This window comes from Streptomyces sp. NBC_01546, assembly GCF_045208355.1.
Lineage (GTDB): Bacteria > Actinomycetota > Actinomycetes > Streptomycetales > Streptomycetaceae > Streptomyces.
Genome location: NZ_CP109379.1, coordinates 6,018,171 through 6,037,710, shown reverse-complemented (window position 1 = coordinate 6,037,710; position 19,540 = coordinate 6,018,171). Strand labels below are relative to the sequence as shown.

Genomic DNA, 19,540 nt, shown 5'->3' with positions numbered 1-19,540 from the left:
CTGCGGTGGAGGTGGAGTCTGACTTCGAGCGTATAGCACGCACATTCGATTTACGGCACTCCGCAGACCGCTTCACCCGATCGTGTGGCCGGGGGCCGGGGAGCACTAGGCTCGCCTTCATGACTGATCATGTGCACGACCTGCGATCTGTACGTGAAGCGACGGACCGACTGCTGACCGCGGTCGCGAAGCTGGACAACGCCGCCCTCGCCGAGGAGTCACACCTCCCCGGCTGGAGCCGCGGCCACATCCTGGCCCACCTCGCGCGCAACGCCGACGCCCTCGTCAACGTCTTCGAGGGGCGCCCGATGTACGAGAGCGCCACCGCGCGCGACGCGGACATCGAGCGGGACGCCGGCCGGCCCCTGGAAGAACACCTGACGGACCTCCGTGATTCCTGGGCCCGCTTCCTCGCCACCTCCGAGCGCGACCAGGACTGGTCCCGCACCGTCGAGCTGCGCAACGGCGTGACGGACCTCGCCTCGAACGTGCCCTTCCGCCGCTGGGTCGAGGTGGACCTGCACCACGTGGACCTCAACATCGGCTACGAGCTCTCCGATCTTCCGGAGGAGTTCACCGATCGCGAGATCACCTTCCTCGCCGACCGCTGGTCCGGACGTCCGGAGGTGCCGCCGGTCACGCTGCGGGCCGTGCCCGGCGAGGTCTGGCACACCGGCGGCACGGAGGGCACCCCGGTGGTCCTCGAGGGCCCCAAGGACGAACTGCTCGGCTGGCTGGCCGGACGCGGTCTCCGGGGCGCCCATCTGGCCGTCACGGCCGGCGACGGCCTGCCCGAACTCCCCCCGCTCTAGGAACCCGCACCTCCGGGATCGAACGCCTCTAGGATCAAAGAATGACGTACAGCGGAGCGGTGAAGGTCGGCGGTCCGGCCGACGTGCACGAACTCGCGGACCTGATGATTTCCAAGGTCGCGGTGGGCCCGATGAACAACAACGCATACCTGCTGCGCTGCCGGGCCACCGGCGAGCAGCTGCTGATCGACGCGGCCGCGGAGGCGGACACGCTGCTGAGCCTGATCGGGGACGACGGCATCGCGTCCGTCGTCACCACCCACCGCCACGGCGACCACTGGGGTGCGCTCCAGGCCGTGGTCGAGGCGACGGGGGCGACCACGTACGCGGGCACCTACGACGTCGAGGGCATCCCGGTGGCCACCGACGTCCCGGTGGCGGACGGGGACACCGTCCGCGTCGGGCGGGTCGAGCTCACCGCGCGCCACCTGGTCGGGCACACCCCCGGATCGATCGCCCTCGTCTACGACGACCCGCACGGCCACCCGCACGTCTTCACCGGGGACTGCCTCTTCCCGGGCGGCGTCGGGAACACGTGGGGCGACCCGAAGGCCTTCGAGACGCTGATCGACGATGTGCAGCACAAGATCTTCGAGCAGCTGCCGGACGAGGCCTGGGTCTACCCGGGGCACGGCAACGACACCACGCTGGGCGCCGAGCGCCCGCACCTGACCGAGTGGCGCGAACGCGGCTGGTAGGACCGCAATCCGTCAACTTCGGTACGCGGTGCACTCCTTCCGGTCGATGATGGCCGAACTCACGTCCTGACGGCCGGGGAGGGGTATCTGCTGCACCATGCAACACGACCCCTCCCCGTCCCGTACCACCTCCCGACCTGCCCCTTCGATGCTGCGGCTGGCCTCCGCCTCCCTCGCCGGAACCGCCATCGAGTTCTACGACTTCTTCGTTTACGGAACGGCCGCCGCCCTCGTGCTCGGCCCGCTCTTCTTCCCGTCCTTCTCCCCGCTCGCCGGAACCCTCGCCGCTTTCGGCACCTTCGGCGTCGGCTTCCTCGCCCGCCCGCTCGGCTCGGCGGTCTTCGGCCACATCGGCGACCGCTACGGCCGGCGCCCGGTGCTCCTCGCCTCCCTGCTGCTCACCGGCCTCGCCACCGTCGCCGTCGGCTGCGTGCCGACGTACGACTCGATCGGCGTGGCCGCCCCGGCGCTGCTGCTCCTGCTGCGCTTCCTGCAGGGCCTCGGGCTCGGCGGCGAATGGGGCGGCGCGGTACTGCTGACCACCGAGCACGCCCCGGAGAAGCGGCGCGGCCTGTGGTCGAGCTTCCCGCAGATCGGCCCTCCGGTCGGCTTCCTGCTGGCCAACGGCATCGTCCTCGCGCTGTCGGCGAACCTGACCGACGCCCAGTTCACCTCCTGGGGCTGGCGGGTCCCGTTCTGGGCGGCCGGACTGCTGGCCCTGGCGGGGCTGTGGCTGCGCCGCTCGGTGGAGGAGACCCCGCAGTTCCGGGCCCTGGCCACGAGCGGCCGCCGGGCGGACGCCCCGCTGGCAGAGGTGTTCCGCGGCCACTGGCGGCTGCTCCTGCTGACCGGCGGGGCGCTGGCCGTGGGGTACGCCGTCTTCTACGCGGTCACCACCTGGTCCCTCGCGTACGCGACCGAGCGCCTCGGCATGGGCCGCACGGCGGTGCTGGCCTGCATCATGGGCGCCGTCGCGCTGATGGGCCTGGTGACCCCGCCGCTGGCGGTGCTCGGCGACCGGTACGGCCGGCGGCCGCTGTGCCTTGCCGGGTCGGCGGCCTGCGTGCTGTGGATGTTCCCGCTGGTGGCGCTGCTGGGCACGGCCGATCCGCTGCTGATGACGGTGGGCTTCGTCGGGGCGCTGCTGGGCATGGTGACGATGTTCGCGGTGGTGGGCGCCTACCTGCCGGAGCTGTACGCCCCGCGGATCCGCTGCACGGGCGCGGCCGTCGGCTACAACCTGGGCGGCGTACTGGGCGGGGCGCTGACCCCGATCGTGGCGACGGCGCTGGCGGACGGATCCGGTCCGCCGTGGGGCGTGGCCGTGTACCTGACGGTGATCGCCCTGGTCAGCCTGGGCTGCTTCGCGCTGCTGCCGGAGACCGGCCCGGCCGTCGTTCGGCCGCGGTCGGGGGCCGACGCGGCCGCGGGCACGGAAACGGGGGCGGCCGAAGCGGCCGCCCCCGTATAGCCCCGCAGGACGGGTCAGGCGTCGATGCTCTCCGGGCGGGCGGCGGCCTCGGCCGCCGCCTGCTTCTTCGAGGCCATCAGGCTGGTGATCGTGGTGATGACCAGGACACCGCAGATGACGCCCAGGGAGACCGGGATCGAGATGACCGGGACGTGCAGCCCGCTCTCGTGGAGGGCGTGCAGCACCAGCTTGACGCCGATGAAGCCCAGGATGATCGACAGGCCGTAGCTGAGGTGGACCAGCTTCTTGAGCAGGCCGCCGATCAGGAAGTACAGCTGGCGCAGGCCCATCAGCGCGAAGGCGTTGGCGGTGAAGACGATGTACGGGTCCTGGGTCAGGCCGAAGATCGCGGGGATGGAGTCGAGCGCGAACAGCACGTCGGTGGTGCCGATGGCGAGCATGACGACCATCAGCGGGGTCAGGACGCGCTTGCCGTTGTTCTGGATGAAGAGCTTGGTGCCGTGGTACCGGTCGGCGACGCCGAACTTCTTCTCGACGGACTTGAGCAGGCGGTTCTCCTCGAACTCGTCCTCCTCCTCGTCCTTGCGGGCCTCCTGGATCAGCTTCCACGCGGTGTAGATCAGGAACGCGCCGAAGATGTAGAAGACCCAGGAGAAGCTGGCGATGATCGCCGCGCCGGCCGCGATGAAGATGGCGCGCAGGACGAGGGCGATCAGCACGCCCACGAGCAGGACGCGCTGCTGGAGGTGTGAGGGCACCGCGAACTTCGCCATGATCAGGACGAAGACGAAGAGGTTGTCCACGCTCAGGGACTTCTCGGTGATGAAGCCCGCGAAGAACTCCTGGGAGGCCTGACCGTTCCCGAAGAACCACAGGCCGAGGCCGAAGAGTCCGGCGAGGACGATCCAGACGACCGTCCAGGTGCCCGCTTCCTTGATCGATACGTCGTGGGGTTTGCGGCCGATGAAGAAATCGGCGCCGATGAGGAGGGACAGACCGAGAATGGTCAGCGCCCACAGGGTCCAGGAAACTTCCACGGTAAACACGCCTCCGGCGGATGGCTCAGCACTTCGTCAGCGTCATCGCTGCCGGAGGTCTCTTCCACCCGGGCGGCCTGGAGGCCGTGGGCCGACGCCCCGGGACCGGCTGCGCTCATGGAGCCGCAGTGGTCCGTATTGACGGGCACGCCGTAGCAGGAAAGCAGGAATACTCCCCTCCGCGGTCACCAGGGTACCCGTCGGAGGCCGATAAGGTAAAGGGAGTCCCAAGAACTGGTCAGCGACAGGTCATCGACCTGCCGTCTCCCGTCACGGGCGGGCGCGCCGCCGGGCCTCCGCCACCCGGTCCAGCGCCTGCTCAAGGACCCGGCTGCCCTGCGGGGGCAGGTCCGGCTCGAAGGTCCAGGCGTGGTGGACCCAGGGGTCGGCGAGATGGTTGTCCGGCACCGGCGACAGGCGCATGAGCGAGCGCCACAGCGGATCCAGCAGCGGCCCGTAGGCCGAGGCCTCGTCACGGTCCGCGACCATCAGCAGGTGCACGCCGACCGCCGGCCCCTCGTCGGCGAGGTAGCGCAGCTGGGTCACGGCGCGGTCGTCGAAGCCGTGCGGGAAGTCGTGTACGAGGAGCAGCTGGTCGGCCGTGTCCAGGTCCGGCGGCAGGTCCTCGGGGGCTCCGGCCCGCACCGCCATCTGTACGAGGTCCACCCGCTTGGTCAGCCGCGCCAGCGTCTCGGTGACCCCGGCGGCCCCGGCGGCCGGCGGCCCGGCCAGCACCCCGGCGCGTACGAGCGGTGCCAGGGAGGCGGCCCCCGCCCCGGCCGCGTCGATGACATGGACGGAGAACCGGTCGCCGGGGTGGACCGCGAGCAGCCGCACCGCGTGCGCGACGGCCATGTCCATGGCGGCCCGGCGCAGCCGGTCGGTGTCCATGGTCATCGCGGCCTCGGAGCCGGTACGGCCGTTGTCGATCCAGAGCCCGCGCTCCAGCGGGAGCCTCATCAGCATGGGGATCCGCAGATCGGGGCGCTCGGGCAGGTACAGGTCCCCCAGGCGCAGGGCCAGCGGGTTCTCCTCGGGCAGCCCGGCCGACCGGCCGTGCCAGACCGGGTTGTCCCAGCGGGCGTACGCGGCCGGCAGGGCGGGCTCGACCACCTCCGACTCGGCGATCAGCTGGACGAGGTCCCGGTCGAGGACGGCCTGGGCCTGGGCGACGAGCTCCTCGCGGCGGGCCCGGGCGGTGTCGCGGGCGGCGTTCCCGGATCCTCCGAGGCGGTGGCGCGGGTCGGACAGGGCCTCGTCGAGCTCGCGGTCCATGCGGGAGTCGGCGAACTCGACGGCGCTGCGGTATGCGGCGACCGTGCGGGCCAGGTCCTCGAACATGCCCCAGACCTGGTTGTAGAGCCGCTCCTCCATGGACCAGCCGCTGGCGTCCCCGGCGACGGGCCTCGGGGGCTGACCGGGCTCCTGCGCCGGGGCGGCGCTGGGCGCGGGCTCGGGCGGCTCGGTGCTGGCCGGGCGGCGCCGGGGGTGGGCGTAGCTGATCGTGGTGTCCGCCGAGGCCGAGGCCGAGGGCGTCGGCGTGGGGACGGGGCCGGGGGTGGGCGCGGGGCCGGGCGTACCCGCATACGGGCTTCCGGACACCGGGACCACCGGATCGGGTGCCACCGGCGCCGCCACACCGGCGTGCACGCGCGCGGCCAGCTCGGCGGCTGCGGGGGCGGTGAGCCCCTGGTCGGCGAACAGGGCGGTGAGCCCCTCGGCGTAGCCCTGGCCGACGGCGCGGACCTTCCAGGCCCCCTGGCGGCGGTAGAGCTCCAGGGCGACGACGGCGGTCTCGGCGTCCAGCCCGGTCAGGGTGTACTCGGCCAGCTCCGTGCCGTCCATATCCGTGACGGCGACGTGCGAGGCCGCCACGGCACCGAACCGGGCCGGACCGCCCGGGGGCAGGGAGAGCAGGACGCCGACGCGGTGCACCTCGGCCGCCACCGCGTCGAGGTCGACGGCGAACCGGTGCCGGTCCGCGGACCCTCCCCCAGCTACCGCTGGGGGTGCCCCCAGTGCCTCGACCCCCGGAAGGCCGCTCGCACCGGGGTGCACGATCCCCTCCGGGCCGGTCACGGCGCCCCGCTCGTCTCCGAGCGCGGCCAGGGCGAGCACCGGTGTGCCCGCCGAGACCGTGATCCGCACCCGGTGTTCGGACAGGGCGTGGTTCTGCCCCCGGACCAGTTCGGCCGCCATCGTCCCGTCTCCCCCCGCTCTTCTTCGCTTACAGGTGCGGCAGGATCGCCGGCATCAGGTCCTGGAACGTACGGCCGTTGGCCGGGTTGCCGAGGGCCGTCATCTGCCAGCCCGCGCCCGCGCGGGACACCTTCGCCATGATCTGCGCGGTGTACTGGCCGCCACCGTCGAGGGTGTAGCGGGCCAGCTCCTGGCCGTTGGTCTCGTCGACGATGCGGCAGAACGCGTTCTGCACCTCCTGGAACGTCTGGCCGGTGAAGGAGTTCACCGTGAAGACGATCTGGTCGATGTGCACCGGCACGCGCTGCAGGTCGACGAGGATGGCCTCGTCGTCCCCGCCCTGGCCGACGCCGCCGACGAGGTTGTCGCCGGTGTGCCGGACCGAGCCGTCGTCGCTCTGCAGGTGCCGGAAGAAGACGACGTCCACCGGCTGCTTGTCGGCGAAGAGCACCGCCGACGCGTCCAGGTCGATCTCCCGGGTCCGCGAGCCGAACAGCCCGCGGCGCTTGGCCGCCTGCCAGCCGAGGCCCATCCGGACCGCGGTCAGCGTGCCCCCGTCCGCCTTCTGCAGACTGATGGCCTGACCCTTGGTCATGTTGACCGTCACGCGCTGTCCCCTCTCCATAGCCCGCCCCGATAACGGGGGCGCAGCGTGTACCTGCGGCTGAGACCCAACCCTACTGACAGGCTCCGAGTCAGGCGAGGCCCGCTTCCTTCATCTGTCGCAGCTCCTTCTTCAGCTCGCTCACCTCGTCCCGGATCCGGGCCGCGACCTCGAACTGCAGCTCCGCGGCCGCCCCCCGCATGCGTTCGGTCATCTCCTCGATGATCCCGGCCAGTTCGGCGGCGGGCCGGTCGGTGAGCACCGCGCCCGCCTTGGCGCCCTTCGCCCCCTTCCCGGCCTTGGCCGGGGCCGCCTTGCCGCCCAGCGCCGGCACCGGCGCCTTGGCGCCCTTGCCGTCCTTCGCCTGCCGGTACCCGGTGCCGAGGAGCTCCTCGGTGTCCAGCTCCTCGCGGGCGATTGTGGCGACGATGTCGTTGATCTTCTTGCGCAGCGGCTGCGGGTCGATGCCGTTGGCGGTGTTGTAGGCGACCTGCTTCTCCCGGCGGCGGTTCGTCTCGTCGATCGCCTGTGCCATGGCCGGGGTGATGCTGTCCGCGTACATGTGGACCTGGCCGGAGACGTTGCGCGCCGCGCGGCCGATGGTCTGGATCAGCGAGGTGCCGGAGCGCAGGAAGCCCTGCTTGTCGGCGTCGAGGATCGCCACGAGCGACACCTCGGGCAGGTCGAGCCCCTCGCGCAGCAGGTTGATGCCGACCAGGACGTCGAACTCGCCGGAGCGCAGCTCGCGCAGCAGCTCGATGCGGCGCAGGGTGTCCACGTCGCTGTGCAGGTAGCGGACCTGGATGCCGAGCTCGAGGAAGTAGTCCGTGAGGTCCTCGGCCATCTTCTTGGTGAGGGTGGTGACCAGGACCCGCTCGTCCTTCTCGACCCGCTGGCGGATCTCGTGCACCAGGTCGTCGATCTGGCCCTCGGTGGGCTTGACCACGACCTCGGGGTCGATGAGGCCGGTGGGGCGGATGATCTGCTCGACGAAGCCGTCGCCGCGCGAGAGCTCGTACTTGCCGGGGGTGGCCGACAGGTAGACGGTCTGGCCGATCCGCTCCTGGAACTCCTCCCATTTCAGCGGCCGGTTGTCGAGCGCGGACGGCAGCCGGAAACCGTGGTCGACCAGGGTCCGCTTGCGCGAGGCGTCGCCCTCGTACATGGCGCCGATCTGCGGCACGGTGACGTGCGACTCGTCGATGACCAGGAGGAAGTCCTCCGGGAAGTAGTCGATGAGGGTGTTGGGCGCGGAGCCGCGCTCGCGGTCGTCCATGTGCAGCGAGTAGTTCTCGATGCCGGAGCAGGACCCGATCTGCCGCATCATCTCCAGGTCGTACGTGGTGCGCATGCGCAGCCGCTGCGCCTCCAGCATCTTGCCCTGCTTCTCCAGCTCGGCGAGGCGCTCGGCCAGCTCCGCCTCGATGCCGCGGACCGCCTTCTCCATGCGCTCGGGGCCCGCGACGTAGTGGCTGGCGGGGAAGACGTACAGCTCGCGGTCCTCGCTGATGACCTCGCCGGTCAGCGGGTGCAGGGTGGAGAGGGCCTCGATCTCGTCGCCGAACATCTCGATGCGGACGGCCAGTTCCTCGTAGACCGGGAAGATCTCGATGGTGTCGCCGCGCACCCGGAAGGTGCCGCGGGTGAAGGCCACGTCGTTGCGCGTGTACTGGATGTCGACGAAGCGGCGCAGCAGCTGGTCCCGGTCGGTCTCCTCGCCCACCTTGAGGGAGACCATCCGGTCGACGTACTCCTGCGGGGTGCCGAGGCCGTAGATGCAGGACACGGAGGCGACGACGATGACGTCGCGCCGGGTCAGCAGCGAGTTGGTCGCGGAGTGGCGCAGCCGCTCCACCTCCTCGTTGATCGAGGAGTCCTTCTCGATGTAGGTGTCCGACTGCGGAACGTAGGCCTCGGGCTGGTAGTAGTCGTAGTACGAGACGAAGTACTCGACGGCATTGTTCGGCAGGAGCTCGCGGAACTCGTTCGCCAGCTGGGCGGCGAGGGTCTTGTTCGGCGCCATCACCAGGGTGGGGCGCTGGAGCTTCTCGATCATCCACGCGGTGGTCGCCGACTTGCCGGTGCCGGTCGCACCCAGCAGGACGACATCCTTCTCACCTGCACGGATGCGCTTCTCCAGCTCGGCGATGGCCGCCGGCTGGTCGCCGCTGGGCTGGTAGGAGCTGACGACCTCGAAAGGCGCCACCGTGCGTTCGATCTTCGATACGGGCCGCATGGGTCAACCGTACGACCCCCCACTGACACTCACGCATCCGCGCGCGGCCGCGCGGCGCGCCCGGCCGGACCGCCCTCACACGTTCTGGTCCGTTTGTCGTAGTTCGGTGGCGGCTCGGTGATCTTCAACCCCATGATCGCGGTGAAGGCCCCGCCGTGAAGTGCATCGCCACAACGTCTGCCGCTCCGCACCCGTCTGACGCAGGAACAGGGCTCACGACCCGAGGAGAACGCACATGTACGTCCGACCCGCCGCCGCGGCAGCCGCCGCGTTCCTGGGCTTCACCCTCACCCTGCTGGGCGGGACGGCCTCGTACGCCGCCACCGTCCCCGGCCCCGGACCCGCCCCCGGACCGGCCGGGATCCTGGGGAACCCCGTCGTGTACGCCCACCGGGGGGCTTCGGCCTACGCCCCGGAGAACACCCTCGACGCGATCGACCTGGCGATGCGGCTGGGCTTCGAGTGGGTGGAGAACGACGTGCAGCGCACCAAGGACGGCGAGCTCGTGGTCGTCCACGACGACACCCTGTCCCGGACCACGGACGTCGAGCAGGTCTTCCCGGACCGCAAGCCCTGGCGGGTCCAGGACTTCACGGCGGCGGAGATCGCGCTGCTGGACGCGGGCAGCTGGTTCGGGCAGGAGTACACGGGCGCCCGGGTGCCGACCCTGCGCGAGTACCTCGACCGGGTGCAGCGCAACCAGCAGCGGCTGCTGCTGGAGATCAAGAAGCCCGAGCTCTACCCCGGGATCGAGCAGCAGACCCTGCAGGTGCTCGACGAGGCGGGCTGGCTCGACGAGCGCCACGTGCGGCAGCGTCTGGTGGTGCAGAGCTTCAGCGCCGGCTGCGTGCGCACCGTGCACCAACTGCGCCCGGACCTCGTGACGGCCTTCCTGGGCACCCCGACGGTGGCGGACCTGCCGCAGTACGCGCAGTTCACCGACCGGATCAACCCGTGGCACACCACGATCTCGGCCGAGTGGGTCGCGGCGGTGCACGGGCTGCTCGGAGCCCACGGCAAGGCCATGGAGGTGGACACCTGGATCGTGGACGACGCAACCACCGCCCGGAAGGTGCAGGCCATGGGCGTGGACGGGATCATCACCAACGCGCCGGACGTCGTCCGGGAGGCCGTCGGCGGCTACTGACGCGGGCGGCGGCGCTGTCGGCACTGTCAGCCTTGTCGGCACTGTCAGTGGGGCGCCGTACCGTGGACCCGTGGACAGCACCGAGCGGCCCCGCGGGCCGCACCTCGAATGGACCGTCGTCGCGAGCGAGATCGGTCCCCTGCTCCTGGCCGCGACCCCGGAGGGTCTGGTCCGGGTCGAGTTCCATGCCGAGCCGGACCGGCTCGACGCGATGATCGGCCCGCTCGTCTCCCGGCTCGGCGCCGGCGCCTGGCGGCCCGCGCCGGGCGAGGAAGTGCTGCTGGCCGAGCCGATACGTCAGCTGGCCGCGTACTTCTCCGGTTCGCTGCGCCGCTTCGAGCTGCCGCTGGACTGGCGCCTCAGCTCCGGCTTCAACCGGCAGGTGCTCCAGGAACTGGACCGTTCCGTGCCGTACGGAGCGGTCGTCGGGTACGGGGAGCTGGCCGCCCGCGTCGGCCAGCCGGGGGCCGCCCAGGCCGTGGGCAACGCCATGGGGTCGAACCCGCTGCCGCTGGTGGTGGCCTGCCACCGGGTCGTGGAGAACGACGGGGGCATCGGCGGATTCGGCGGCGGGGTCGAGACCAAGCGACTGCTGCTCGCGCTGGAAGGCGTCCTTCCGCAGCCGTTGTTCTGAGCGGGACGGATACCCGGTTCCGCCCGCGCGGTAAGGGGTGGCACACTGCCGCGGTGACTACTCCAGCCGCCGCACCCGGCCGCAGCGCGTCCTGCCGCGCCCCGCACCGCCACCCGCGCAGGGGGTGTCCGGCATGACCGCCTCCCCCGGCACTGACCGGCCGACGGCGCCGGGCGGCCTCCCGGATGTGGCCCGGCTGCGGCGGCGTACGACCGGGGTGCTCATCGCGAGCCAGATGCTCGGCGGGCTCGGCGTGCCCATCAGCATCGCCCTGGCACCCGTACTCGCCACCGAGGTCAGCGGCACCGAGGCCATGGCCGGCCTCGCCTCCACCGCCGCGGTGATCGGCACCGCCCTGGTCTCGCTGCCGCTCGCCGCCCTGATGACCGCGCGCGGCCGCCGCCCCGGGCTGGTCCTGGCCTACCTGATCGGTGCCACCGGCGCGGGCCTCGTCGTCCTCGCCGCCGCGATCAAGAGCTTCCCGCTGCTGATGCTCGGCATGGCCGCCTTCGGCGCGGCCTCCTCGGCCAACCTCCAGGCCCGGTTCGCCGCCGCCGACCTCGCCGCCCCGGACCGGCGGGCCCGCTCGATCGCCGTCGTCGTGTGGGCGTCCACCATCGGCGCGGTCCTCGGGCCCAACCTGTCCGCCCCCGCCAGCCGCAGCTTCGCCGGGACCTCCATACCCGAGACGGCGGGCCCCTTCGTGTGGGCCGCCGCCGTCTTCCTCCTCACCGGCACGCTGATCGGGATACTCCTGCGCCCGGACCCGCTGCTGACGGCCCGTGCGCTGGCCGCGCCCGGGGAGCAGACCCGCGAGGGCCGCTCGCTGCGCGCCGGATTCGCCGCCGTCAAGGCCTCCCCGCGGGCCCGGCTCGCGCTGGTCACCGTCGCCGTGTCCCACACCACCATGGTCTCGATCATGGTGATGACCCCGATGGACCTGGGCCACCACGGCGCGGGGCTGGAGCTCGTCGGCCTGGTGATCAGCGGTCACATCGCCGGTATGTTCGCCTTCTCGCCCCTGATGGGCTGGCTCGCGGACCGCCTCGGCCGGCTGTCCGTGATCGGCCTGGCGGCCGGGCTGCTGTCGGTCGCCGCCCTGCTCGCCGGCACGGCGGGACCGCACCACGGCCAGAGCGCGGCGGGCCTGTTCCTGCTCGGCCTCGGCTGGTCCGCCGGGATGGTCTCCGGCTCGGCGCTGCTGACCGACTCGGTGCCGCAGCCCGCGCGGGCCGCCGTACAGGGGCTGAGCGACCTGACGATGAACACGGCCGCGGGCGTGGGCGGCGCGGCCGCCGGCCTGGTCATGGCCCAGGCGAGCTACGGCTGGCTGAACGCCATCGGCGCCTGTCTGCTGCTGCCGATGGCGGCGCTGGCGCTGTTCACCGCGCGCCGCCACCCCGCGTCCGCGAAGGGCGACGTCAGTAGCTGATGTGGTAGGCCTTGCGGAGCGTCTCGTGAACGGTCCAGGTCGTCTTGTCGCCCTCCCGGAGCACGCAGGCGGAGCCGGGGCCCACCTCCAGGGTCCCGCCGCCCTCGACCTCGATGGTGGCCCGGCCGCTGACCACGACGAAGAGTTCGTCGGCCTCGGTGTCGGTGACCACACCCGGGGTGATCTGCCAGATCCCGCGCACCTGCCTGCCGTCCGGCGACTCCCAGAGCACCTTGCCGCTCACGACCGGCTCGCCGGAGACGATCTGCTCGGGGTCGAGGTCCTCGGCCTCCAGTTCGGCGTCCGGCACGTCCGCGACGGAGACGGCGAAGGAGGCGGGGGCGGGGACGTCGGCGCTGTGATCACTGGTGCTCATGACGCGCACCCTAATCCGCCGTTGCCGCCCACCGGGGTGACCAGATCGTCCAGCGCTGCCGGGGCGGACGAGTCACCCTGTCCAGCGCCCGGTCAGGGCGCGGGCCGCCGCGCGCCGAGGACCGGCTGGTGGAATCCGCTGTCCGCCGGAGCGTGCCAGACCGTGTCGCGGAAACCGGCCTCCCGGGCGAATTCCGCGGTCCGCTCCTCCGGCAGCGCCCAGTAGGTGGCGCTCGACGTCCGCGTGGTCCAGGTGTCCCCGGCCGGCAGCAGCTGGAAGAGCTCGAGGTCGTACCGTTCTCCGTCGGCGTGCCAGTGCCACAGCTGGAAGGTGACGGTCCGCCCCTCGGCCCCCTCGCGCACGTGCGGGGCCTCGCTCCGTGGCCGGGTGCGGAGCAGTTCCGCGTACGGGCGGGTGGAGAGCAGCAGCAGTCCGCCGGGGCGCAGCACCCGCAGGGTTTCGGCCAGGGCGGTGTGCACGTCCTGGGCCGTCAGCAGGTGCGGAAGGGCGTTGTCGGCGCAGACCACGGCGTCGAAGGAGGCGTCCGCGAAGGGCAGGGCCCGCATGTCGGCGGCCAGGACCGGCAGGGTGAGCCCGCGGCGGGCGGCCTCGCGGGCTGCGCGGGCGACGGAGACGGGGCTCAGGTCGGCCCCGGTGACCCGGTGGCCCAGTGCCGCCAGGCCCAGTGCCTGGGTGCCGATGCCGCAGGCGCTGTCCAGGACCGCGTGCGGACCCGGGCCGAGCGCGGCGGTGAGCAGGATGTCGAGGGACCGGCCCTGACGGGCGATGCTCGCGCCCCAGTCCGCGTACAGGAGGTCGTAGCGGTCGGCCAGCTCGTCGTAGAAGGCGCGCGGGTCCATGGGGCAACGCTACTCGGACAGGTTGTGACGGGTGGGGCGGGAGCGCGTTTGGGGGCGCGAATCCCGTGCCATGGATGGGGACATGTCACAGCACACAGGATCTGCATCCATGTCCGGCGGGCCCGTCCTGTCGGAAGAGGTACGCGAGGCGCTCGCCCGGCACAGGCCGGTCGTGGCGCTGGAGTCGACGATCATCGCGCACGGGCTGCCGCGGCCCCGCAATCTGGCGGTGGGTCTCGAACTGGAGGAGCTGGTCCGCTCGGAAGGCGCGGTTCCGGCGACGATCGCGGTCATCGACGGGGTGGCGTACGCGGGCCTGGACAAGGCTCAGCTGGAGCGGATCGCGGGCGGCGACGGCGTACGCAAGCTCGGCCACCGGGATCTGGCGCCCGCGCTGGCGGCGGGGGCCACGGGGGCCACGACGGTGTCCGGCACGGCCTTCCTGGCCGCCCGGGCGGGCCTGCGGGTCTTCGCCACGGGCGGGCTGGGCGGCGTACACCGCGAATGGGCGCAGTCGCAGGACGAGTCGGCGGATCTGTCGCTGCTGGCGCGGACGCGGATCACGGTGGTGTGCGCGGGGGTGAAGTCGATCCTGGACGTGCCGGCCACGCTGCAGCGGCTGGAGACGCTGGGGGTGGGCGTGCTCGGATACCGGACGCGGCGGTTCCCCGGCTTCTACCTGGCCGATTCCGGCGAGCCGGTGGACTGGACGGTGGAGGGGCCGGAGGAGGTCGCGGCGGTGATGGCCGCTCAGGACGCCCTGGGCGGCCCGGGGTCGGCCCTTCTGGTGGCCAATCCGGTGGCGGAGGCGGAGCAGCTGGATCCGCGGCTGCACGACCGGGTGCTGGCCGAGGCGCTCACCGAGTGCCGGGAGCGGGGGATCACGGGGCAGGCGGTGACACCGTTCCTGCTGGGGTTCCTGGTGCGGGCGACGGGCGGGGCCTCGCTGGAGGCGAACCTGGCGGCGGTACGGGGCAACGTGCAGCTCGGGGCCGGGATCGCGGGGGCCTGGGCGGCGCGGGCATGACCCGTACGGAACCGGCCCGTCCGGGGGCGCTGCTGGTCGTCGGGGACGTGGTCACCGATGTGGTGGCGGTGCATCCGGAGCCGCTTGCTCCGGCCACCGACACGGCCGCCCGGATCCGGACCCTGCCGGGCGGCGCCGGGGCCAACGCGGCCTGCTGGGCGGCCCGTACCGGGGCCGCGGAGGTACGGCTGCTCGCGCGGGTGGGTACCGAGTCGGCTCCGTGGCACGAGCGGGCGCTGCTGGACGCGGGGGTGCGGCCGCGGCTGGTGATCGACCGGGAGGAGCCGACCGGAACGGTGGTCGCGCTGGTCGGCAAGGACGCGGAGCGGACCTTCCTGACCGACAGCGGGGCCGCGCTGCGGCTGTGCCCCGCCGACTGGAAGCCGTCCCTGCTGGACGGGGTGGCCCACCTTCACCTGTCCGGGTACCTGTTCTTCGCCGACAGCAGCCGGGAGCTGGCCCTGGTCGCGCTGCGGGCGGCCCGGGTCCGGGGGGTGCCGGTGAGCGTGGACCCCGCCTCGGCCGGGTTCCTGGCCGAGCTGGGCCCGCAGCGGTTCCTCGATGCCGTGGCGGGGGCCGACGTACTGCTGCCCAACGAGGACGAGGCCCGGCTGCTGGCCGGGCTGCCGGAGCCGGCCGGGGTGGCCCGGGCGGCGGCGCAGCTGAGCCGCCGGATCCCGCTGGTGGTGGTGACCCGGGGCGCGGCCGGGGCGCTGGTGGCCGAGCGGGGCCGGATCACCGCCGAGGTCACGGCGGAGCCGGCCGAGGCGGTGGACTCCACGGGTGCGGGGGACGCCTTCACCGGAGGCTTCCTCGCGGCCCGGCTGGCGGGCGCGGACCCGGCGGAGGCCGCCCGCGCGGGCTGCCGTGCCGCGGCCCTGGCGGTGACCCGGCTGGGCGGCCGGCCTTGAAGGAGCCGACCCCGGTGCCGCTATCGCGCGCGGATGCCCGTCCAGGCGGGATGGCGGGGGTCGTCGGCGCGGACCATCGCGTCGGCGGCCGACGCCGGGTCCGTTTCGGCCTCGTAGCGCGCGAAGGCCGGCAGCGTCCAGCGCGCGGACTCCTCGGTGCGGCGGGCGAGCGCGCCCGGGGAGAGCCGGATGTGGACGCTCAGGTCGAAGGGGAACCAGTGGCCCAGCAGCAGCGGGCCGTGCACGATCAGCACGCCGCCGGGCGGGAGTTCGGCGTAGGGGCTGCGGGTCGCCCGGTCGCTCACCGGGTCCCAGAGGTCGGGCAGCACCCGCCCGGTGCCGCCCGGGTCGGTCGGGCCGAACACCTCCCGCCAGAGCGCGGCCGTGTCGTACCAGCCGCCGAGGTACGAGTCCACGTCCTGGCGGCCGAACTCGAAGCGGAGGGAGGCCGGGCGCAGGAAGCCCTCGGCCGCTACCACCAGGACCGGGCGTCCGCGCAGGCGCAGGGCGTCGGCGAGGTTCCCCGCGAGCACGCCGGTCTCGGCGGCCGGTGCTCCGTCGATGCCCACCCGCTGCCAACTGCCCTGTTCGGGGGCGGTGCCGGGGTCGTCGAGGTGAGCGGCGAGCCGCTCGGCCATTCGCTGCCATGTGATCGCTTCCAGCTGCACGAGCCCATTGTCAGTGGTGGGCCGTAGCGTTTTTCACGAGGGATCACCGGCGGAAAAGCAGTCGGCGGCCCGGCCTTTGGGGAGGGGTCTGTCATGGCTCGGGAGACGACGTATCTGGAGCTGTCCCAGGACGACGGCGCTGCGCACAAGTTCTACGAGGTGACGGTGGACGGCACGGCCGTCTCCGTGCGGTACGGGCGCATCGGCGCGGACGGCCAGCTGCAGAGTTCCTCGTTCCCGACTGCGGACAAGGCACGGGCGGCGGCCGCGAAGAAGATCGGGGAGAAGATCCGCAAGGGGTACGCCCCGGCCGTGCGCGGACAGCGCGCCGCACGGTCGGTGACCCGCCGCCAGGTCACGTCGGCGCCGTCGACGGCGCGGGCCGTGGCTCCGGTGCTGTGGCGGTTCCGCACGGGCTCCTCGGCCTTCGGGATCCATGTGGACGAGGACCGCTGCTGGGTCGGCAACCAGGCGGGTGACGTCTACACCCTGAGCCACGGCGGGGAGGTGCTGGCCCGGTACTCCCTGCCGGACGGGGTGAAGTGCCTGGTGGCGGACGAGTTCTGGATATACGCGGGCTGTGACGACGGCACGGTGTACGACCTGTCGTCGAAGGTGCCGTTCGGGGCCTACGACATAGCCGCCGATGTGGACATCTTCTGGCTCGACATCCGGGAGGGCGTGCTGAACGTGTCCGACCGCAACGGCGGGCTGACGGTCATCGACCACGAGGACGAGTTCCAGTGGTCGCGGCGCTCGGACGGCTCCAACGCCTGGATGGTCCGGGCGGACGCGGACGCGGTCTACCACGGGCACAGCAAGGGGGTCACCGCGTACGCGCCGGACGGGGGGCGGGAGTTGTGGCACACCGACACGAACGGCTCGGTGCTGTTCGGCTGGCAGGAGGACCACGCGGTGTACGCGGGCACCGGGCGCAACACCGTGCAGCGGCTGTCCAAGGCGACGGGCGTGGTGGAGGCCTCCTACCGGTGTGACGCGGCGGTGTACTCGTGCGCGACCTCCCCGGACGGCAGGCACGTCTTCGCCGGCGACCTCGCCTCCTCGGTGTACTGCTTCGACGCCGACGGGCGGCGGCTGTGGAAGCTGGGCACGGGCAGCGGAGCCGCGCTGTCGATGCAGTACCGGGACGGGCGGCTGTATCTGGTGACCACGGACGGCTCGCTGGTCTGCGTGGACGCGAGCGAGCAGGCGATAGCCGCGGCACAGCAGGGCTCGGTGCCGGCGCCGGTGGACGTGAAGTCGGCGGCGGCCATGCCGGTGTACACCCCGGCCGCGTCGGCGGCGGCGGTGGCCACCGTCTCGGTGGCGGCGGCTCCGGCGGGCGGTGTGGTGGTGGAGTGCGTCCAGCAGGGCGGCCGGATGCGGGTGCAGGTGGTCTCGGGCGGCTTCGAGCCCTCCTGGAACGTGCAGTTCCCGCGCGGGATACGGGAGCCCGGCGCCCGGTACGTGGTGGACGGACTGCACGCGGCCTCGAGCGGCTTCTACCGGGTGCGCGGGGAGATACGCCGACTGGTGTGAGCCCGCCGCCCGCGACGGGGCCCGTTCAAGCGGCGGGGCTCGTTCACGCGGCGTGCTCCCGGCAGACGGCCGGTGTGACACCGGGCGGGCTGGGGGTGGGTATCGCGAAGGGGGTTCCCGGGGGGAGCGCCGGGGTCACGTGGAGCACGACCGGGTCGCTGCCGAGGTTGTGGCCCAGGTGGATGTGCCCGATGCCCGCGGGCTCCACGAAGGTGGTCCCGGCCCGGTGCACCTCGACGGTGCGGTCGTGCAGGACCCGGGTCAGGGTTCCGGCGAGGACGACGGCGTTCAGCCGCACCCGGTGGTAGTGCCAGCCGGTGCAACCGCCCGGAGGTATGACGATCTCCCGGCCCGCCGGGGCCGCGGGGATGCGTGCCCTTGCCGGCCGTGCCGTCACCTGCTGCCCGCCCATGTGCCCTCCTCGGTAGACCGGCCGCCGTCCACGCGCTCACGGTAGAAGCACTGCACGACAAGGAGGAAGTGTTGGTGGAACATCAACCGCCGCTCTTCATCAGGTGATATGAGGCCCCTTCAGCGGTATCACCCCTGTATGAGCCTGGTGGTGTTCGAGTCCGGGAAGCAGATCCACTGCGCGGAGTGCCGGCGGGGCCCGCTCCGGCACCTCGTGCGCGAGGCGGGCGTGCCGCGCTGCCTGGACTGCGCCGATCTCGGGCACCTGGTCTACCTCCCGCGCGGGGACGCGGCGCTCACCCGCCGCTCTCGCGAGGCGAGTTCGCTCTCCGCCGTGGTCGTCCGCTTCAACAGGCGCCGCCGCCGCTACGAGCGCCAGGGACTCCTCGTCGAGGACGCCGCCCTTTCCCGCGCCGAGCGTGCCTGTCTGGCGGACGCCGAGGCGCGGGCCAGGCGCCGGGAGCGCGACCGGCTGCGTCGTGCCGCCGAGGACACCCGGTTCACGGCGGCCTTCGCCGCCGAGATAGTCCGGCTGTTCCCCGGCTGCCCGGCCGACCGGGCCGTGGCCATCGCCACCCACGCCTCGGTGCGCGGCAGCGGCCGGGTGGGCCGCAGCGCGGCCGGCCGGGCCCTGGACGAACTCGCGGTCTCGTACGCGGTTCGCGCCGCCGTGCGGCACACCGACACCGAGTACGACGCCCTGCTGATGGCGGGAATCCCGCGCTTCGCGGCCCGGGCCCGGCTGGCCGCACGGATCGACGCCATCCTGGACGGCTGGCGCCCCGTACCGCCCGCCCAGACCTAGCGGGCGAGTCCGAAGCGGCGGTAGAGGAGCACCCCGCCGAGGAGGAGCGCTCCGCCGCCCGGCAGCAGGTAGCCGACGGCGTCGGCGCCGGTGTGGGCCAGAGCCTCGGTGTGCCGCGGCGGCGCGGGCGGGGTCACCGGCCGCTCGGCGGCGGGCGGCTGGACGGCGGGCGGCTGGACGGCGGGCGGCTGGACGGGCTTGCCGCCGCTGGGCACCTCGCCGTTGACGGAGGTGTTGCCGGTGGAGCTGTTGCCGACGCCGACGACGCTCACCGCGTTGCCGCTGAGGTTCAGGGGCAGGTCGACCGGGAGCTGGAGTCCGTTGCCGGACAACACTCCCGGCGAATCCTTTCCGCGCCCATCGGCGACGGCTCCGCCGCCGTTGCCCGCGCCCTGTTTCGACGGGTGCGAGGGCCTCGGCTCCGGATGGTCCTTGTTGACACAGCGGTTCCCGGCGGCCGAGTTGAGCACACCGACCACGCTCACGGTGTTCCCGCACACGTTCACCGGAACGTGCACCGGCAGCTGCGCCAGGTTCCCGGAGAGCAGCCCCGGCGAGCGCTCGGTCCGCCCAGCCGCGTCCGCGTCGGCGTAGGCGAGTCCGCCCGCACCCGCGACCGCCAGCCCACCTCCCGCAACCACCGCCGCGATCAAGCCATTCCGACGACTGTGACGCATCAGTTTCCCTGCCTTCCGGAGAAGTCCGCGGGTGT

19 protein-coding genes are annotated in these 19,540 nt (G+C 72.7%); 10 read left to right on the top strand and 9 right to left on the bottom strand.

The features are described from left to right. Positions 1-119 precede the first annotated feature (119 nt). From OHA89_RS27630 to OHA89_RS27620, 3 genes are all read left to right on the top strand, one after another. Positions 120-812, top strand: coding sequence for a maleylpyruvate isomerase family mycothiol-dependent enzyme (locus OHA89_RS27630; protein ID WP_257556836.1), 693 nt, complete (start codon positions 120-122; stop codon positions 810-812). Positions 813-853: 41 nt separating this feature from the next. Continuing rightward, entirely contained in the window at positions 854-1,510 is a 657-nt protein-coding gene (locus OHA89_RS27625; protein ID WP_266610383.1) for an MBL fold metallo-hydrolase, read from the top strand. A gap of 148 nt (positions 1,511-1,658) precedes the next feature. Beyond that, complete coding sequence (locus tag OHA89_RS27620; RefSeq protein ID WP_266612455.1) at positions 1,659-2,981, top strand: MFS transporter; 1,323 nt, start codon at positions 1,659-1,661, stop codon at positions 2,979-2,981. A gap of 14 nt (positions 2,982-2,995) precedes the next feature. Here the strand turns inward: OHA89_RS27620 and OHA89_RS27615 are convergent, their stop codons facing one another. The 4 genes from OHA89_RS27615 to uvrB all read right to left on the bottom strand — a co-directional run bounded on the left by OHA89_RS27615 (position 2,996) and on the right by uvrB (position 9,018). Beyond that, complete coding sequence (locus tag OHA89_RS27615; RefSeq protein ID WP_215149157.1) at positions 2,996-3,979, bottom strand: TerC family protein; 984 nt, start codon at positions 3,977-3,979, stop codon at positions 2,996-2,998. Between the two features lie 270 nt (positions 3,980-4,249). Then, the gene (locus OHA89_RS27610; protein ID WP_406367339.1) at positions 4,250-6,178 is read right to left on the bottom strand and encodes a TerD family protein; all 1,929 of its coding nucleotides are present in this window, start codon (positions 6,176-6,178) and stop codon (positions 4,250-4,252) included. A gap of 28 nt (positions 6,179-6,206) precedes the next feature. Then, entirely contained in the window at positions 6,207-6,785 is a 579-nt protein-coding gene (locus tag OHA89_RS27605; protein ID WP_030762430.1) for a TerD family protein, read from the bottom strand. 88 nt (positions 6,786-6,873) lie between these two features. Beyond that, positions 6,874-9,018 (bottom strand): excinuclease ABC subunit UvrB, encoded by a 2,145-nt coding sequence (gene uvrB, locus OHA89_RS27600; protein ID WP_215149159.1) that lies wholly within the window; start codon positions 9,016-9,018, stop codon positions 6,874-6,876. A 235-nt stretch (positions 9,019-9,253) separates the two neighbouring features. On the opposite strand from uvrB, the gene OHA89_RS27595 reads away from it, so the two are divergent. From OHA89_RS27595 to OHA89_RS27585, 3 genes are all read left to right on the top strand, one after another. After that, positions 9,254-10,165, top strand: a complete 912-nt coding sequence (locus OHA89_RS27595; RefSeq protein ID WP_266610380.1) for a glycerophosphodiester phosphodiesterase family protein — start codon at positions 9,254-9,256, stop codon at positions 10,163-10,165. A 70-nt stretch (positions 10,166-10,235) separates the two neighbouring features. Next, positions 10,236-10,799 (top strand): methylated-DNA--[protein]-cysteine S-methyltransferase, encoded by a 564-nt coding sequence (locus tag OHA89_RS27590; protein WP_266610378.1) that lies wholly within the window; start codon positions 10,236-10,238, stop codon positions 10,797-10,799. 133 nt (positions 10,800-10,932) lie between these two features. Further along, a complete protein-coding gene (locus OHA89_RS27585; RefSeq protein ID WP_266610376.1) occupies positions 10,933-12,231 on the top strand; it encodes an MFS transporter in 1,299 nt (432 codons plus the stop codon). Here the strand turns inward: OHA89_RS27585 and OHA89_RS27580 are convergent. After that, positions 12,221-12,607 (bottom strand): cupin domain-containing protein, encoded by a 387-nt coding sequence (locus OHA89_RS27580; protein ID WP_215149163.1) that lies wholly within the window; start codon positions 12,605-12,607, stop codon positions 12,221-12,223. The two genes, OHA89_RS27585 and OHA89_RS27580, sit on opposite strands and share 11 nt — an antisense overlap. Before the next feature lie 92 nt (positions 12,608-12,699). Further along, positions 12,700-13,467: a class I SAM-dependent methyltransferase gene (locus OHA89_RS27575; protein WP_266610372.1), complete on the bottom strand. Its 768-nt coding sequence runs from the start codon at positions 13,465-13,467 to the stop codon at positions 12,700-12,702. Between the two features lie 109 nt (positions 13,468-13,576). Between OHA89_RS27575 and OHA89_RS27570 the strand changes: the two genes are divergently transcribed. Beyond that, positions 13,577-14,494: a pseudouridine-5'-phosphate glycosidase gene (locus OHA89_RS27570; protein ID WP_406367337.1), complete on the top strand. Its 918-nt coding sequence runs from the start codon at positions 13,577-13,579 to the stop codon at positions 14,492-14,494. Beyond that, positions 14,491-15,405 carry a carbohydrate kinase family protein gene (locus OHA89_RS27565; RefSeq protein WP_257556815.1) on the top strand — a complete coding sequence of 305 codons (915 nt, stop codon included), beginning with the start codon at positions 14,491-14,493 and terminating at the stop codon, positions 15,403-15,405. Before OHA89_RS27570 ends, OHA89_RS27565 begins: the two co-directional genes overlap by 4 nt. 20 nt (positions 15,406-15,425) lie before the next feature. On the opposite strand, the gene OHA89_RS27560 is transcribed toward OHA89_RS27565, so the two are convergent. Then, positions 15,426-16,073 (bottom strand): uridine kinase, encoded by a 648-nt coding sequence (locus tag OHA89_RS27560; protein ID WP_266610371.1) that lies wholly within the window; start codon positions 16,071-16,073, stop codon positions 15,426-15,428. Between the two features lie 93 nt (positions 16,074-16,166). On the opposite strand from OHA89_RS27560, the gene OHA89_RS27555 reads away from it, so the two are divergent. After that, entirely contained in the window at positions 16,167-17,612 is a 1,446-nt protein-coding gene (locus OHA89_RS27555; RefSeq protein WP_266610370.1) for a WGR domain-containing protein, read from the top strand. A gap of 43 nt (positions 17,613-17,655) precedes the next feature. On the opposite strand, the gene OHA89_RS27550 is transcribed toward OHA89_RS27555, so the two are convergent. Next, positions 17,656-18,024, bottom strand: a complete 369-nt coding sequence (locus OHA89_RS27550; protein ID WP_257556811.1) for a cupin domain-containing protein — start codon at positions 18,022-18,024, stop codon at positions 17,656-17,658. 138 nt (positions 18,025-18,162) lie between these two features. Between OHA89_RS27550 and OHA89_RS27545 the strand changes: the two genes are divergently transcribed. Then, positions 18,163-18,828, top strand: coding sequence for a DUF2293 domain-containing protein (locus tag OHA89_RS27545; protein WP_266610369.1), 666 nt, complete (start codon positions 18,163-18,165; stop codon positions 18,826-18,828). On the opposite strand, the gene OHA89_RS27540 is transcribed toward OHA89_RS27545, so the two are convergent. After that, the gene (locus OHA89_RS27540; RefSeq protein WP_322975560.1) at positions 18,825-19,469 is read right to left on the bottom strand and encodes a chaplin; all 645 of its coding nucleotides are present in this window, start codon (positions 19,467-19,469) and stop codon (positions 18,825-18,827) included. The genes OHA89_RS27545 and OHA89_RS27540 overlap by 4 nt on opposite strands. Positions 19,470-19,540: the final 71 nt, after the last annotated feature.